The 16,034-nt window shown below is 54.3% G+C and carries 12 protein-coding genes; 4 read left to right on the top strand and 8 right to left on the bottom strand.

Annotated elements, in window-relative coordinates; all coding sequences use genetic code 11:
* Positions 1 to 15: 15 nt before the first annotated feature.
* Both WCC56_RS11765 and pqqU read right to left on the bottom strand, forming a co-directional pair.
* Entirely contained in the window at positions 16 to 2,406 is a 2,391-nt protein-coding gene (locus WCC56_RS11765) for a glucose/quinate/shikimate family membrane-bound PQQ-dependent dehydrogenase (RefSeq protein WP_424692550.1), read from the bottom strand.
* Between the two features lie 146 nt (positions 2,407 to 2,552).
* Positions 2,553 to 4,649 carry a TonB-dependent receptor PqqU gene (gene pqqU / locus WCC56_RS11760; protein WP_424692606.1) on the bottom strand — a complete coding sequence of 699 codons (2,097 nt, stop codon included), beginning with the start codon at positions 4,647 to 4,649 and terminating at the stop codon, positions 2,553 to 2,555.
* Between the two features lie 507 nt (positions 4,650 to 5,156).
* On the opposite strand from pqqU, the gene WCC56_RS11755 reads away from it, so the two are divergent.
* Both WCC56_RS11755 and WCC56_RS11750 read left to right on the top strand, forming a co-directional pair.
* Positions 5,157 to 5,549 (top strand): hypothetical protein, encoded by a 393-nt coding sequence (locus tag WCC56_RS11755; protein ID WP_424692549.1) that lies wholly within the window; start codon positions 5,157 to 5,159, stop codon positions 5,547 to 5,549.
* Positions 5,550 to 5,614: 65 nt separating this feature from the next.
* Positions 5,615 to 6,754 (top strand): iron-containing alcohol dehydrogenase, encoded by a 1,140-nt coding sequence (locus WCC56_RS11750; protein WP_424692548.1) that lies wholly within the window; start codon positions 5,615 to 5,617, stop codon positions 6,752 to 6,754.
* Positions 6,755 to 6,898: 144 nt separating this feature from the next.
* Here the strand turns inward: WCC56_RS11750 and WCC56_RS11745 are convergent, their stop codons facing one another.
* Positions 6,899 to 7,759: an aldo/keto reductase family oxidoreductase gene (locus tag WCC56_RS11745; RefSeq protein ID WP_424692547.1), complete on the bottom strand. Its 861-nt coding sequence runs from the start codon at positions 7,757 to 7,759 to the stop codon at positions 6,899 to 6,901.
* Positions 7,760 to 7,903: 144 nt separating this feature from the next.
* Here WCC56_RS11745 and WCC56_RS11740 point away from each other — a divergent pair, with 144 nt between their 5' ends.
* Together WCC56_RS11740 and WCC56_RS11735 are read left to right on the top strand one after the other, a co-directional pair.
* Positions 7,904 to 8,680: an SDR family NAD(P)-dependent oxidoreductase gene (locus tag WCC56_RS11740; protein ID WP_424692546.1), complete on the top strand. Its 777-nt coding sequence runs from the start codon at positions 7,904 to 7,906 to the stop codon at positions 8,678 to 8,680.
* Positions 8,681 to 8,905: 225 nt separating this feature from the next.
* A complete protein-coding gene (locus WCC56_RS11735) occupies positions 8,906 to 9,340 on the top strand; it encodes an RcnB family protein (RefSeq protein WP_424692545.1) in 435 nt (144 codons plus the stop codon).
* Positions 9,341 to 9,374: 34 nt separating this feature from the next.
* Here the strand turns inward: WCC56_RS11735 and WCC56_RS11730 are convergent, their stop codons facing one another.
* From WCC56_RS11730 to WCC56_RS11710, 5 genes are all read right to left on the bottom strand, one after another.
* Complete coding sequence (locus tag WCC56_RS11730) at positions 9,375 to 11,024, bottom strand: methyl-accepting chemotaxis protein (protein WP_424692544.1); 1,650 nt, start codon at positions 11,022 to 11,024, stop codon at positions 9,375 to 9,377.
* 254 nt (positions 11,025 to 11,278) lie between these two features.
* Complete coding sequence (locus tag WCC56_RS11725) at positions 11,279 to 11,755, bottom strand: RcnB family protein (protein ID WP_424692543.1); 477 nt, start codon at positions 11,753 to 11,755, stop codon at positions 11,279 to 11,281.
* Between the two features lie 318 nt (positions 11,756 to 12,073).
* Complete coding sequence (locus WCC56_RS11720) at positions 12,074 to 13,327, bottom strand: c-type cytochrome (RefSeq protein WP_424692542.1); 1,254 nt, start codon at positions 13,325 to 13,327, stop codon at positions 12,074 to 12,076.
* Positions 13,328 to 13,338: 11 nt separating this feature from the next.
* Positions 13,339 to 15,108 (bottom strand): GMC family oxidoreductase, encoded by a 1,770-nt coding sequence (locus tag WCC56_RS11715; protein WP_424692541.1) that lies wholly within the window; start codon positions 15,106 to 15,108, stop codon positions 13,339 to 13,341.
* 40 nt (positions 15,109 to 15,148) lie between these two features.
* Positions 15,149 to 15,874 (bottom strand): gluconate 2-dehydrogenase subunit 3 family protein, encoded by a 726-nt coding sequence (locus WCC56_RS11710; protein ID WP_424692540.1) that lies wholly within the window; start codon positions 15,872 to 15,874, stop codon positions 15,149 to 15,151.
* Positions 15,875 to 16,034 lie beyond the last annotated feature (160 nt).

Genomic DNA, 16,034 nt, shown 5'->3' with positions numbered 1-16,034 from the left:
CGCCCTGATCACTGTTTACTTAGCGTCATCCGGCAGCGCATAAGCGACGATGTAGTCGCCCAGCTTGGTGCCGAAGGAACCATGACCACCCGCCGCGATCAGCACGTACTGCTTGCCGTTCACTTCGTAGGTCATTGGGGTAGCCTGGCCGCCAGCTGGCAGACGAGCTTCCCACAGGGCTTTACCGTTAGTCACGTTGAACGCACGCAGATAGTTATCCGCCGTTGCGCCAATGAACATCACGTTACCGGCAGTAGAGATTGGCGCACCCAGCATAGGCATACCCATCTTGAACGGCAGTGGAATAGGTGAGCTGTCACGTACGGTACCGATGCGTTTTTTCCACACGATATCGTTGGTTTTCAGGTCAACCGCAGACACATAGCCCCAGGCTGGTTGCTTACAAGGGAAGCCCAGTGGTGACAGGAACGGGTTCAGCGTCACGCCATATGGCACGCCATACTGTGGCTGAACGCCGGTTTCTGTGCCGCTGCCGCCTTTGTCGTTCTCACCAGGCCACAGTGGGTTACCAGGACCGCGTGGGATCAGACGGGAAACAAACGGCAGCGCCATTGGGTTGGTCACGGCGATCTGGCGATCGGTATCTACAGAGATGCCGCCCCATTCGAACATACCCAGGTTACCAGGGAACACCAGCGTGCCCTGCTCTGAAGGAGGCGTAAACGGACCTTCATAACGCAGGCTGTGGAACATCACGCGGCAGATCAGCTGATCGTAAATCGTTGCGCCCCACATGTCCGCACCGGTCAGGTTTTTCTTCGGACGGTAGGTCAGCTCAGAGTACGGCTGAGTAGGTGACAGACGGTCACCTTTCGCCGGGCCTTGTGGCACTGGCGTTTCTGGTGCAGGAACAACTTCTTTACCGGTACGACGATCCAGCACGAAGATGTTGCCGGTTTTTGCCGGAACATACACCACTGGCACTTTGTTGCCGTTTTTGTCGTTGATATCAGCCAGAGTCGGCTGAGCCGGTACGTCCATATCCCACAGATCGTGGTGCACGGTCTGGTAGAACCAGGCCAGCTTACCGGTGGTCGCGTTCAGTGCCAGCAGGCCTGAAGCGAAACGCTCCATTTCCGGGGTACGGTTGCCGCCCCAGATATCCGGAGTCGCTACACCGATTGGCAGGTACACCAGGTCCAGCTTGGCATCATAAGCAGCGGGTGCCCATGAGTTTGGTGAGTTAGCCACGTAGTGCTGGTCTTCACCAGGCAGAACGTTAGGGTCTTTAGCGCCGGTATCGAAGGCCCACAGCAGTTTACCGCTGTTGACGTCGAAACCACGGATCACACCAGAAGGCTCTTTGGTGGAGTAGTTATCGGTTACCGCACCAGCGACCACAATCACCTTATCAGTGATAATTGGCGGTGATGTTGGCTCGTAAGCACCTGGACGGGCGTTAGGCATGTTCTGCTGAAGGTTCAGCTTGCCGTTGTCGCCGAATTCCGGGCACAGGGCGCCAGTTTCCGCGTCCAGCGAGTACAGGTGACCATCGTTCACTGGCAGGATGATGCGACGTGCGCACATTGCTGGCTTAGTGCCCGCAGGCAGAGCGGCTGCTTCCGGAGTCTGGTAGTAAGACACACCACGACAGGTCACATGCTGGAAGGAAGGATCGGTTTTCAGCTGTGGATCAAATTTCCACTTCTCTTTACCGGTAGCCGCGTCCAGAGCAAACAGAATCTGGTGCGGAGTACACAGGTACAAAGAATCACCAATTTTGATCGGCGTCACTTCATCGGTCATTTCGCCCGGATCGGTTGGGCGCTTCATATCACCGGTACGGAAGGTCCATGCTTCCTTCAACTGGCCAACGTTCTTGTCGTTGATTTGCGTCAGCGGCGAGTAACGAGTACCAGCCTGAGTACGACCATAAGCAGGCCAGTCGCCGGCAGCGATGCCGTCACCAGACTTCTCAATGTTCGCAGCCTGCTCCGGGCTCAGGGAACCGTTGATTTCCTGCGGATCGTTAAAGACCGAGTAAGCCAGCGCAATCACGGTCACTACCAGCACCAGGCTCAGTGCGCCACGGGCAAATTTGCCCTGGCTCAGACCCCGGTAAACAAACGGCAGGACCAGCCACAGGCCGAGGAAGAAGGTGACGTCAAGACGCGGCGTCAGTGCCCAGAAATCGGACCCCACTTCCCACAACGACCAGATCAGCGTTGCCAGCAGGAATACCGCGTACAGCAGCAGGGCTGAAGAACGGCGACGGAACAGCAACCAGGCAACAACCAGTTCAATCACACCAGCGATGATGTAATAGAACGAGCCGCCAAGCTTGGCCAGCCAGATACCGCCAACCAGCAGGTATAACCCGCTGAGGACGGCAAACACAGCCGTAAGGATCACGAGGATTCGTGATAACGGTGCTTTACTTTGCATAGTATGGACCTTACCAAAATTTAACGTCTTCGATTTAGATCGTATGCTAAATCGCAAAAAACACTCGGTTTAAGCAACTCATCCACCCGGTGTTTTGAACCCACCGCCTCACTGAGGTGAAACGGCAGGCTGTGCTGGATTCTTTCTTACAGGAACGAATAGGAGAGCGAAGCGCCCACACCATAATTGCGTCCCGGTGCTGGCTCGTAATAACGGCCATTGCCTTCGTTAACGATGACCGAGCCCACGTAGGCTTTGTCGAACAGGTTATCGACCCGGCTGAACAGGTCGAGTGACCACTTGTCCCAGCCAAATTTATACCCGCTGCTCAGGCCGACCACGGTGTAAGACGGCGCTTTGGCGTCGTTTTCATCGTCCGCCTGGATGCTGCCCATATAGCGAACGTCCGCGCCTGCGTGCCAACCTTGTTCCGGTGCCCAGGCCAGAGAGGCATAGCCCATATTTTTCGCCACGCCCGGCAAACGGTTACCGGATGGCGTACAGCTACCGCTGTCATCGCAGGTGGAGTTGCGGTAAGTAGCGTCCAGATAAGTCCACGCCATTTTCATCTGCCAGTTTTCGGCAAACTGCTGGTCGAAGGACATCTCAACGCCCTGACGGCGGGTTTTTCCTGCGTTCTTATACACGGAACGTCCGTTACTGCTGTCAGCCACGACCAGTTCATTATCGGTATTGGTCTGGAAAATAGCGGCGGTCAACAGGCCATAACCGATTCGGGTTTTACTGCCGAGTTCGACGGTATCGCTGGTTGAAGGCTTGAGGCCAAGGTTCAGGCCTGTCTGGTTGCCCTCCACAGAGCGGTAGGAAAGCTCATTGATGGTGGGTGTTTCAAAACCCCGTCCCGCAGATAAATAGACATTCCAGGCATCGGTCACCGCGTAATTCAGTGAGCCCATCGGCAGAAGTTTGTGATAACGCTTGCTGCCGCTGTCATCGCCATTGCCGGGAGTCACGTAATAATCAGTCGAGTCGAAGCTGACGGTGCTGTAGCGCATCCCGGCATCCAGCGTCCATTTTGAAGTCAGATCCCAGCTGGTTTGCAGATACGGATCGAGATTCCACATCACGTTCTTCTCGTTCCGACGCTTCTCGCCCTTCTCGCCAAACTCCGGTACGCCATTCACCAGAGTGTAGTTCTGGAAGCCCTGTCGGCGTTCGGTCATGGTTTCATAATCCAACCCGCCGATGAGGCTGAACGGGACAGAGCCGATCTGATCCTGATGTTTCCAGCGGGTATCAATACCGGAATATTTACGTTCCAGCACAATCACACCGCCCGGATAGCCCGGTTTTTGCTGGGGAGCATAAGGAATCGACTGATACTGCGTGGTGTGGCGCTCGCCATGCCAGGTAGTCAGTGTTAATTGGTCGTTTTCGCTCATCTCGCGCTGATAACGCAGGCCAAACTGCGTCTGATCCAGGCTCTTACGGGTATTGTAAGCCTCACCGCGTGGTGACTGGCGCGGGTTGTCTTTCCACTCTTCGCGAGTCAGGCCACCAGGATCGTTGGCATCAACCGAGACGCTATTAAACATCAGCGTTAAGCTGCTGACATCATCAAGCCGCACGCCTAGTTTGGCATTGCCGAGGTTCTTTTGCGTCTCGCTGTGGTCGCGATAGCCGTGCGTAGTGAAGCGGGAGCCGGAAACCGTGTAATTCACATCGCCAGCGTGGGTGCCATCACCGGTAGACCCCGAAGCTTTCACGCTGTTGCGCCAGCTGCCATAACTGCCGTAGTAAGTGCCTGCTGTCAGTGTAGTTGGCTGGCTGCCAGTCTGCGTATCGATATTCACCACGCCGCCAGACGCATTGCCGTACAGCGCCGAATAAGGGCCACGCAGCACTTCAACTTTATCAATTGAGTTGATATCAATATTGGAGGTTTGCCCCTGCCCGTCCGGCATGGTGGCAGGAATGCCATCTACATAGACGCGCACGCCACGAACGCCATACATCGAGCGGCTACCAAAGCCACGGACGGACAGCTGAAGATCCTGTGCATAGTTCTGCCGGTTCTGGATCTGCAGGCCAGGCACGCTGCCCAGGCTCTCAGACAGATTGACCTGTGCGGTGCTGTTGCGTAAATCATCACCGCTGACCACGCTGACGGCGGCTGGCGTATCCAGCTCCGACAGGCCACTGCGCTGCTTAATCACCATCAGCGATCCTTCAGAGGTGCTGTCGGTGGGGCTCTGTGGAGCCGCAGACTGGGCATAGCTCATCACAGGCTGAAGTAAAAACAGCGGCGTTAAGAGAAAAGCAGACGTTTTGTTGTTCACAGGATCGGTTCGTTTTTTTAAAAGGTAGCCGTCAATGTTTGTCAGCCGGGATGAGCGCGAAAAGCAGGACTTCTCGCAAGCCCATCTGAGCGACGAAACGCGCGCATCATTGCTGCAAAAGTATACAAGCAGTTTTGAAACTTGCCCGCCAGAGTCCCCTACAGAATTAGGGCTATAGCGCAATCAGTCGAGTAAAACGGCTGTTCAGATGCGGAAAACAGGGGGAAAGTGTCAAAATCGGCCTGGATTGTAGCACTCAATAATTGCTTTGCGAACTGTTGTTACGCATTTAGCTGAATTGATTCAGTACAACGCCACAAAATGATAATAGTTCACTTACATCGCGTGAAATCACCGCTTTTAACCCTGATCTTTACCGGGTTTCAGGCCAGGCGATATTTAACAAACTCCCCGCTATACTGAGAACAACACCCGATAAAAGGATGCATTATGCGCTGGCAGGAAACGAAAAGACCCTTTTGCGCTGGCCTTATTCCGGCATTCGCTTTTATGCCGTTAATTGCCGCGTTGCTGTTGTTAACCGGCTGTTCTTCCGGCGAAAAAGGCAGCATCTGCGAAGGTCAGGCACAAACGCTGGACGGGCGCGTGCTGGGGAATGTGGAGGGCAAAATTGTCGATCGGTTTACCTCCTTCAGCGTCACGCTGCCGGATTTCACCCTGGAAAGCGGCCCTTTGCATTCAGCAGATCGTCAGAAATATGTTCCTTCTGCCGTCACCCAACAGGGCTGGCTGGCAATGCGGCTTTCCGATACCCGCTTTATGGTGGTGAACGCGCCTCAGGATAAAGTGCTGACCTTTACCTGCCCTTCCCGCTCAATCTGATCTTTATCCCGTCTCGGTAGCTTGCTAGTTTGGGGGCTCTGATTCTGACCTTACTGGAAACCCCAATGACCACCAGCCAGATGATTGCTAACCGCCAGACCTTTTTTGGCCGTGGAAGCCTGCGCGAGCTGCTGCCTTTGCTGAAGAAAGATCCTCAACCCACGCTGCTGTTCTGTGGCCGTTCATTTCTGCAGGGCGCCGCGTGGGATGCGCTGAAAGCAGAGCTTGAGCCACTGCTGCTGGGCCATGAAATTGTCAGCCATGAAGCCTCACCTGATGAGATTGATGGCTGGGTGGCAAGCTGGCGCGGCAAGGTACAACGCGTGGTGGCGATTGGCGGCGGCAGCGTGCTCGATGCAGCAAAAGCGTTTGCCGCGCTGAGCCAGCATCCGCTGAATACCCTGCGCTATCTTGAAAAAGTCGGCGACACGCCAATCAGCGGCGCAACCTTGCCTTTGATTGCTATCCCGACAACGGCAGGAACCGGCAGCGAAGTCACTCAGAATGCGGTAGTAACGGATAAAGCGGAGATCAAAGTGAAGGCTTCACTGCGCCACGCTAACTTTGTGCCTGAGATTGCGATCCTCGATCCTGATTTACTGCGCGGCGCGCCAGAGCATGTGCTTGCCTGCTGTGCGATTGATGCCTTCACCCATCTTTTTGAGGCGTACCTCTCCAGTAAAGGCAATGTTTTCAGCCGTCAGACCGCGTTAAGTGGAATGCGCGCCTTTATCAGCGCCTGGCCGCACCTGAACCGCAAAGATGACCAGGGCGATATCGCCCGTGAGCAAATGATGCTCGCCTCCTGGCAGGGCGGATTAAGTCTGAGCATGGCCGGACTGGGGGTGATCCATGGTATTGCTGGCGAGTTAGGGGCGATCAAAGATTATCACCACGGTGAAGTGTGCGGGCGCCTACTGCTGCCGTTCCTGACGCTGCTGAACGACACGGAAAATGACCAACAGCAGGAACTGATGGCCGCGCTGGCTGACGCGCTGTTCCCTGGCTTTACCCTTCCTCCGGCCAGGATGCTGGCACACTGGCTGAAAGATAATGCCATCACGCCGTTCTGGCACGATGCACAGCCACTGACGGCGGAAGAAGTGACGTGGATCCTTGCGCGCGCTAACAGTAAGAACTCACTGGTCAGTTACACTGAAGAGCAACAGCGATTCATGCTGGAACAGGCTTATTCCGTTGCCTGATCACTCCCGGCAGGCAGGCCTGATATCGGCCTGCCTGCCCAGCATTCTCTTGCGTGACTGATCAACACTCCCCGCCAGCTTTAGCCTCTTGCCGTTGCCGTTGCCGTTGCCGTTGCCGAATGAAGCCTGAGGGTAGCCACCTCGTTATGCGCCGATTCCATTCAGTTTTTCCAGCGCTTCAGCGGGTAATTTGAGATCTTTCGCCAGCCTGTTTTCGTGAAAATGACTGACAGAAGACGTGCCGGGGATCAGCATGATATTCGGCGAACGTTGTAACAGCCATGCCAGCGCCACCTGCATCGGCGTTGCTTGCAGGCTCTCGGCCACTTCGGTCAACGCGGTTGACTGCAACGGGCTGAAGCCCCCCAGCGGGAAGAACGGCACATACGCAATCCCCTGCGCGGCCAGACGATCGACCAGTTCGTCGTCCTGACGGTTAGCCAGGTTATAGAGATTTTGCACACAAACGATGGGGGTGATGTCCTGAGCATCAGCAACCTGTTTTGCGGTAACGTTGCTCATGCCGATATGGCGGATCAGACCTTGTTCTTTCAGCTTGATCAACGCCCGCAGCGGCACTTCCAGCGAGCCTTCCTGCGGATGATGCACATTGAGCATACTGCGCAGATTCACCACCTCCAGCACGTCCAGCCCCAGGTTTTTAAGGTTATCGTCTACCGCGCGGGCCAACTCATCGGCACTGAATGCAGGTCGCCAGCCGCCCTTCTCGTCCCTTAAGCATCCCACTTTAGTGACAATGCACAGCGCTTCAGGATAGGGATGTAACGCCCTTTTAATCAGCTGATTGGTAATGTGTGGACCGTAAAAATCCGAGGTATCAATCATCGTGACGCCGGCTTCAACCGCTGCACGTAGCACAGCAATCGCAGCTTGTTCATCAGCCGGCGGGCCAAACACGCCCGGCCCCGCTAACTGCATAGCACCATAGCCCATGCGGTTGATTTGACGACCGGCAAGCGGATATGAAAGCGAATGTTCAGACATAGCAAATCTCCAGAATGGATGACCTGATGAGTGTAGCCTTGCCCGGGCTGGGCGATCGATTTTGTTGGTGAATGTGACTGACGGCCTGCCTGGCTGTTTCGCTTGTCTACACTTATCTCTTTTGCGCCCAAGTAGGAGATCAGCATGAAGATTGATTTAACCGGCAAAACAGCATTAGTCACCGGCTCGACGAAAGGCATTGGTAAAGGGATTGCGGAAGGTCTGGCAGCAGCCGGAGCCACGGTGATTGTCACCGGCCGTAGCGAAGACCAGGTTACCTCGCTGGTGAAAGAGCTAGGCAATAATGCCCGTGGTCACGTGGTGGATTTGGGCACCGAAGAAGGGTGTAAAGCGCTGGTCAAAGCGGAACCCAACTGTGACGTGTTAGTCAACAACGTGGGGATTTTCCCGCAAGGGGATTTCTTTGAAACCTCCGATGAGACCTGGCAAAAGATCTGGGACGTCAATGTGATGTCTGCCGTTCGTTTAAGCCGGGCCTATATGCCAGCGATGAGGCAAGCAGGCTGGGGACGCGTAGTTTTCCTCTCTTCGGAATCCGCCGTGAACATCCCGCCGGATATGATCCACTACGGCGTCAGCAAAACGGCCCTTCTGGCACTCTCTCGCGGCTTAGCCAAAGCGGTAGCCGGAACAGGTGTGACGGTGAACGCCGTGCTGCCGGGCCCAACGCTGTCCGACGGCTTTAAAGAGATGTTTAAGAAAGAGCTCGACCAGGGCGCCGACCTGGAAGAGTTGGGCGCGAAATTCGTTAAAGCCAACCGACCCACTTCGGTCATTCAGCGTGCCGCCACCGTGGAAGAAGTCAGCAACATGGTAGTGTATGTCTGTTCCCCGCAAGCCTCTGCCACTTCCGGCGCAGCCTTGCGCGTAGACGGCGGCGTAGTAGACACCCCGTTCTGATCCCCATGGCGCCAGTTCGCTGGCGCCTGTTCATCTCTTCAGCTGGCACTCTTTCTCCCTCTTCCGATCCCTGACGCGGTGAAGAGTCAGGGTTACGCAAAGCAAGTGTAATTTTATCGTTAAGATCGCCGTTCTTCGGATTATTCAGCTTGTTCTTCCCTTGCCAGAACCCCAAATTGTCTGCATCAACAAGAGCATGGGTTCAAACCCACAGGGAAAAAAAAGATGAAAAAATCAGGAATTATTGCCCTTTCTGCGCTGCTGTTTGCTTCAACCAGCCTGAGCGCGTTTGCCGAAGGCCCACAGCAGGGTCATGACAATCAGCACCAGCAGCAACCCGTTAAACGCCCACCGCAGGATGGCAATCAGCAAGGCGGAAATCAGCACAATGGTCAGCCGCAGGGCAACCAGCACGGTGCGCAGCCACAGCATGTTTCCGAGCACCGCGAACCGCAGCACAAACAGCCGCAGCACAATGACTTCCACCAGGGTCGCCCACTGCCAAAGAAATACCGTGGTGAAGGTTACCAGGTGAACGACTGGCACCAACGCGGCCTGAAGGCACCACCAGCCGGCCACCGCTGGCAGAATGTGGATGGCAACTATGTGCTGATCGCGATCGGCACCGGCGTCATTGCTTCCATCATTGCGCATCAGTAAAAAGATGAGCCTGCGCGGCTCATCTCCTGGTCTGTCAGAACGAGCTCCAGTTATCCGTAGCCAGTTCAGGTTTAATCAGTTTTCCAGCCCTGGCAGGAGATTTCACCGGCGCAGGTTGGTGAACGGCGGCTACCGCGCTGCCAGCCTGAACTTTGAATGCCCCGACCAGATTGCTTAACGTCATTGCCTGTTCCTGCAGAGACTGAGAAGCGGCAGACGCCTCTTCCACTAATGCGGCGTTCTGCTGGGTTACGGTATCCATCTGCCCAACGGCCAAATGAACCTGCTCAATGCCCTGGCTCTGCTCAGACGTTGCGGCCGCCATTTCACCAACAATGTCGGCTACCTGACGAATTGACCCCTGCACTTTTGCCATATTATCGCCGACGTTGGCTACCTGAACGGCCCCACTTTCTACCAATTGCGCAGAAGAGATAATCAGGTCTTTGATCTCTTTGGCGGCAACAGATGAGCGCTGTGCAAGATTACGCACTTCGCTGGCTACCACCGCAAATCCACGCCCCTGTTCACCAGCACGTGCGGCTTCCACCGCGGCGTTCAATGCCAGGATATTGGTCTGGAAGGCAATGCCTTCGATCAGGCCGGTAATGTCAGAGATTTTGCTCGAGCTGGCTTTGATATTGTCCATGGTTTTCACCATAGAAGACACGGCATTCCCGCTCTGCTCAGCCATTTCATTGGCGTTGCTGGCTAACAGGCTGGCCTGTTTGGCGTTTTCGGCGTTCTGTTTCACCGTGTCGTTCAGGGTGCTCATACTGGCTGATGTCTGTTCAAGTGAAGCAGCCTGCTCTTCAGTTCGCGCAGACAGATCTTCGTTCCCTGCCGCAATCTGTGTAGAAGCCGAACTGACGGACTGCGCAGAAGCGGTGACCGCAGTCATCGCTGTGGCCACGCGAGCCATCAGGGCGTTGAAAGCGAAGGCCGTTTTACCAATTTCATCGTGACGGCTATCGTCAGCAAGACGGGTCAGGTCCAGAGATTCGCTGGTCTCTACCATCACTCGCTGGATGTTATTCAGGCTGCGGCGCACACCAAAGATAGTTTTGCAGGCCAGTGCGCCCATCAACAGGATCACCACCAGTGAGAAGCTCAGTAATCCCCAAAACACGCTGCTGTAGATCGCGTTGTTTTCTTTGCGTAAATTATCACCTAATTGAATATTGAGTTCGATTTGCGCATTCAGATCGCTGGTCAATTTGCGCACTGCTGCGCCTATTCCGGCCTCTCCCTGGATCATAGGTAATGAAACGGCGTCGTTATGCGCCAGCGAAGCCGCAATAAAAGCCGGCAGGGCGCTGTGAATAGCCACGATATCGGCCAGCGCACCTTCGGTCATGGTTTTATCCTGATCGTTGGAGATATCATTCGTCAGGTAATAATCGGTCTGAGTTTTTAGCAGACCGATCAGTTCGTTAATTTTTTTCTCAACTTCATTTTGCTTACTGGCATCCATTTCACTCTGATGTTCGTAAAGTGCCATATTCAGCTTGCTGGCGCTGCTGATGGTTTTGTCTAAATCTTTGATGCTGGGGATCGCGTTCATCTGAACGTATTCAAATCTGGACTGGAACCCGGTGATGGCATACAGAGAGAACCCGGCCAGCAGGCACATTGCCACCGCAAGCAGGGTAAAAATAGAGAACAATCTTTTTGTAATAGTCATGCTGAAACCTCAACGTGATTTCACTGGCTTGCCTTTTAAATAGCTGACAGACATCGCCCTCCCCTTGCAGGTGAAGCAGCAGTCGGATCTAAGCTGGAATTAAGGTCAAAGAGCGGCCTTGAACAAGGTTATCGGTAGTTGAGAGGCGAAACTTTACCCTGATGAAAGGATAGTCAGAATAATGCTGTAGAAGTCTGAAAAGAAAGGAAAATAATAAAACGGCTGACACAGGGTGTGCCAGCCGCGGAGGAGACTTAGTTAAAGGCGTTATTCAACAGGATGGAGGTAATGATCCCCGTTGCTGCCGCAATCAACACATAGTTACCGTCGATGTACGCCCAATGCTCACCACGAGGCGGCTCACGCAGACCACGCTCGTGCCAGTCATTTACGCGGTAATCATCGCCACGATAGTGCGTTGGCATACGCTCGCCACGGCGGTAATCGTGTCCCTGCCAGGCAAACCGGTCGCGAGACTCGTAATGACGATCCGGGCCATGATTGTCGTGACCGCGATCGTCATGACCGCGATTGTCGTGTCCGTGATCTTCATGTCCGTGTTCCGGACCACGACCTGGGCCGTCACCGTGGTCGTCATGACCGCCGTGACTATCATGACCACCCTGCTGGTGCCACTGCTGTCCCGGAGGGCCATCAGCCTGAGAAACAGTGGAGAACAGAGTGCTTGCTGTAAAAACGGTCATTAACAGTGCCAGAGTCGTTTTTTTCATTTTTGTATCCTCGATTATCACCCGGCTTTCGTGCCGCCGTTGACCCGTACTATCGGCTAAGCTGGATCGGATGAATATCTCCAAATGTCTTAAAACCCATGGACTTACCGTACTTTACCCCTTCTTATCACTTCCTTAACACTGTGAACGAATTAAGGACTTTCCAGACGCAAATGATTTGTGTTAAGGGGTAACGTAAGCCAGTTGCAGGGTCATCTTTGTGTCATGCCCAGCCCGAAATGAGCAAGAGCTGGTAGCGGCAATAAAAAAAGAGAGAGGCCAAAGCCCCTCTCTTTTCATGTCGCACTAACGAACAGATTACTTCTTCAGGGATTTCCTGACTTCGGCAACCTGGTCGGCCGTCACGGCTGAGGCTTTGTTGCTCCAGCCCTGGCGGATAAAGGTAGCCAACTGCGCCACTTCATCATCGCTAAGGCGTTTAGCAAAGCCTGGCATTGCCAGCGTGGACGGGGCTTTAGCCGTTGAAGGCTGCTGCGCACCGGCCAGAATGGTATGAATTAACCCACCCGGATCGCCTGCATTGACGATTGTCGCCTGGTCCAGCTGCGGGAACACGCCTGGCGCCCCCTTACCGGTGACAAAGTGGCAAGCGCTGCAGTTGTCCAGATACAGACGCTCACCTTCGGACAGGTTTTTCGCTGCCGTCAGTTTCGCTTCCGTAGGGCTGATTGCCGTACCCTGCGGCGCAGGTGCCGCCGGGTTGCCACCAATGAACTTCAGGTAAGCGGCAATCGCTTTCAGGTCAGCATCGCTCATGTACGAGGTGCTGTGCTCAACAACCGACGTCATCTCGCCACCTACAGCAGCCTTGTCGTTACGGCCGGTTGCCAGATAGTCGACGGTTTCCTGTTCTGTCCAGTGCGGCAAACCACGCAGGGAAGGGACTTCCCATCCGTTCAGGTTGCCACCGGCAAGGAACTGGTCATCTCCGCTATCCAGCGCTTTCTCGTTCATGCCAAGACCGCGAGGCGTGTGGCAGCTGCCGCAGTGACCCAGGCTTTCCACCAGATAGGCACCGCGATTAACTTCCGCTGTGGCTCCGCCGATGGGCTGGAAGGGCTTATCGGAAGCAAACGCCCAGTTCCAGAAACGCATTCCCCAGCGCTGGCTGAACGGGAAGCTCAGATCGGTTTCAGGCGGCACTTCTGCACTTGGCTTCACACCCTGCATAAAGTAGGTGTAGAGCGCATGCATATCCTGATCGTTGATCTTGGCGTAGTCCGGATAAGGCATCGCCGGGTACAGACGCTTGCCGTCTGGCAGCACACCTTTACGCACAGCATCAGAGAATTGCTGCTCGGAATAGTTGCCAATCCCGTGATCTTTATCCGGCGTGATATTGGTCGAATAAATAGTGCCAAGGTTCGACTCAATCGCCAGGCCGCCGGAGAAAGCCGGTTTACCAGGAATAGAGTGACAGGCACTGCAGTCGCCCAGACGAGAAATGTACTCGCCTTGCTTCACCAGTGCGGCATCATCCGCCTGCGCCATCTGAGCAAATCCTGCACTGAGCAGTACCGCGTTGGCGATTAAAAAATGCTTAAGTTTCATCTTCAACTCGCTTATGCCTGTACCAGTGGGCCGGGATTTTTCAGATAGTGCTCTTTGATAGCCTGAGCGGCCATCAGCGTAATGGCGCCAATGGTGTCGGTCGGGTTAGCCTGGAAGTTCTGCGGGAACGCATTGCCTCCCGGAACAAAGACGTTATGAACATCCCAGCTCTGAAGGTATTTATTCAGTGCAGACGTCTTAGGATTATCTCCCATCACCGCGCCGCCCACGTTGTGAGTCGACACGTATTTGGTCAGGTCAAAGTGCGCATCCATCGGCAGGAAGCTCTCACTGTAGCTGTCCGGGTTCAGCTCTTTGGTGATGTTGGTGACGATGCCTTTCAGATACTGTTGCAGCTTGAGCTCGTTCTCTTTCCAGTCGAAGGTCATGCGCAACAGCGGGTAGCCGTACTCATCTTTGTAGTTCGGATCCAGATCGAGATAGATATCGCGATAAGACTGGCAGGTAGTGGTGATGCTGATCTTCATCGAGTGGCCGTACCACTCTTCCATGCCCTCTTTCCAACCGGATCCCCAGGTCGGAGTGCCTTTAGGCAACGCCGTGCTGATTGGCGTACCGGTGGCCTGGGAACTGTGGATTTTCGCGCCGCCGATAAAGCCCAGTGAAGGACCGTCGAAGTTGCCCGGAGAGATGTCGTTAAACATCTGGCCAGTAGCACCAGCGGTAGCAAACGGGTTGAAGTTTTTGTCCTTGAAGAACAGCGTGGAACCGCCGTTGCTCAGGAAGGCATAGTTACGCCCGACGACGCCTTCTTCGGTGATTGGGTTGTAAGGTTTACCGATGCCGGACAGCAGCATCAGGCGCACGTTACAGAACTGGAAGCTGCTCAGTACCACGATCTTCGCTGGCTGGAAGCACTCATTGCCCTGTGCATCGATATAGATCACGCCCTTGGCGGTTTTCTTATCGTCGTGCAGCACCACTTTCATTACGTTGGCGTTCACTTCATAAGAGAAGTTATCCATCCGCTTCAACGCATCCATGACCGCAGTCTGAGGCGAGGCTTTAGAGTAGTTCAGGCAAGGATACTTGCTGCAATAGCCGCAGTAGTTACAAGGGGCGATCTGGTTACCGTAAGGGTTGGTCCAGGCGCGGGACACACAGGCTGACGGGTTCGGGAACGGGTGATAACCCATTTTCTTGGTCACTTCAGCAAACATCGCGCTGTTCAGCGTGTCTTCCAGTGCCGGCAGTGGATAAGGCTCTGAACGTGGCCCTTCGAACGGATCGCCGCCTTCCAGGATCTGACCGCGCAAATTACCGGTCTTGCCGGACTGACCGCAAATTTTCTCAAACTTGGTGTAATACGGTTCGATTTCATCCCAGGTAAACGGGAAGTCCATAATGCGCATATCTTCCTGCAGAATACCTGGCTTATAAGCCTCGTCCGCATAGGTTTTCAGCTTGATATCCGTTGGTGTCGGGCGCAGCAAGACGCCTGTCCAGTGCAGACCCGATCCGCCTACGCCGGTACCTGGTGCAAACGCCCCCCATTTACGGGTAGGAAGCGCGGTTTCGCTCATGTTATAGCGAACGGTTACCGCCGCTTCTGCTGGCGTTGCCATCACTTTGTTACGCACGGCGTAAGCGTATTCATCCGCTGGTTTTGGGTAAGCAAATTCTTCGTACCCACGATCGCCGCCGCGCTCCAGTGCACGCACTTTCAGCCCGGCCATCGCCAGCTCAATGCTCATCAGCGAGCCAGCCCAACCCAGGCCAACGACGACGACGTCGACTTCTTCTTTATTTACAGTTGCCATCTTAAATCCTGTCACTCTTCAGAAAACGGAAATCGCTCACTCAGGCACGCATGCCTTGCAGGCTGACCGGGCCCAGCGGATATTGCACGTTGTGCTGCTTCACCCATTCGGTAAAGCTTGCGCGCGCGCCAGGGAAGCCGATGGCGATCCACGCCTTCATCCCTTTGTTTCCGCCATAGATCGGATCGGCAAGATAACCATGCTTGGTATCGCCCAGCAGTCCGGCAAAGAATTGCGATCCTTTAAGTGAGTCTTCACCTAATTCAGCGAAGTTAATCGTGTTCTTCTGAACCTGCGTCAGCACGGCGTCTTTGTCCGCGTCAGGCAGTTCATGGAAGGATTTTTGATGGTTGCTTTGGCACCAGCCCTCGATCAGCTTGATCCCAGTTTTGTAGATCTGCTGAGGACGGAACGGGATCTGGTAACCCATAGTGGCAGGCGCGTGGGTGTTGAACGGCCCCTGCATATAGATTTCTGAGCCCATATCGCTGTGCATCTGCTGATCGATAAAGATCGGCACGTTGGTTTCCAGTGCGCCTGGGGCTTTGCCTGCTCCGCCAGCGGGGATTAAACGATCGCAGGCGGCCAGGATGAACTGCCATTCATCAGTGCTGAAGAAAATAGGTTTATAGGTGGCCAAATCGGGTGCGGCCATTTCTGCAGCTTGCGCTGCGGTTAAACCTTTAAGAACGATTTCGCTTAGCGGTAAGGCTAAAAGCGAACCGACTAAAAACTTACGACGGGTAGTTTCTTTTTGAAGGAGCATAACATCACGACTCTCACATGCTAAAAAAATGTAATTTGAGTTAATAAGAAGTGTTATCGACAGTGCTGAACGTAATGTTATGGATAGATGGGTTACAAAATGTAAAATTTGAATTCAATATATATACAGTTAAATATTTATCACATTGTTAAATTTTACC

The sequence above is a fragment of the Erwinia sp. genome, from assembly GCF_049696395.1.
GTDB lineage: Bacteria > Pseudomonadota > Gammaproteobacteria > Enterobacterales > Enterobacteriaceae > Erwinia.
This window is presented reverse-complemented; position numbering and strand designations above follow the sequence as displayed.

Bases quoted from the DNA above. Each gene is read 5' to 3' on its own strand.
- WCC56_RS11720 (WP_424692542.1), bottom strand. From the start codon at position 13,327: ATGAAACTTAAGCATTTTTTAATCGCCAACGCGGTACTGCTCAGTGCA.
- WCC56_RS11715 (WP_424692541.1), bottom strand. From the start codon at position 15,108: ATGGCAACTGTAAATAAAGAAGAAGTCGACGTCGTCGTCGTTGGCCTG.
- WCC56_RS11765 (WP_424692550.1), bottom strand. From the start codon at position 2,406: ATGCAAAGTAAAGCACCGTTATCACGAATCCTCGTGATCCTTACGGCT.
- WCC56_RS11745 (WP_424692547.1), bottom strand. From the start codon at position 7,759: ATGTCTGAACATTCGCTTTCATATCCGCTTGCCGGTCGTCAAATCAAC.
- WCC56_RS11710 (WP_424692540.1), bottom strand. From the start codon at position 15,874: ATGCTCCTTCAAAAAGAAACTACCCGTCGTAAGTTTTTAGTCGGTTCG.
- pqqU (WP_424692606.1), bottom strand. From the start codon at position 4,649: ATGAGCTATGCCCAGTCTGCGGCTCCACAGAGCCCCACCGACAGCACC.
- WCC56_RS11740 (WP_424692546.1), top strand. From the start codon at position 7,904: ATGAAGATTGATTTAACCGGCAAAACAGCATTAGTCACCGGCTCGACG.
- WCC56_RS11725 (WP_424692543.1), bottom strand. From the start codon at position 11,755: ATGAAAAAAACGACTCTGGCACTGTTAATGACCGTTTTTACAGCAAGC.
- WCC56_RS11750 (WP_424692548.1), top strand. From the start codon at position 5,615: ATGACCACCAGCCAGATGATTGCTAACCGCCAGACCTTTTTTGGCCGT.
- WCC56_RS11755 (WP_424692549.1), top strand. From the start codon at position 5,157: ATGCGCTGGCAGGAAACGAAAAGACCCTTTTGCGCTGGCCTTATTCCG.
- WCC56_RS11730 (WP_424692544.1), bottom strand. From the start codon at position 11,024: ATGACTATTACAAAAAGATTGTTCTCTATTTTTACCCTGCTTGCGGTG.
- WCC56_RS11735 (WP_424692545.1), top strand. From the start codon at position 8,906: ATGAAAAAATCAGGAATTATTGCCCTTTCTGCGCTGCTGTTTGCTTCA.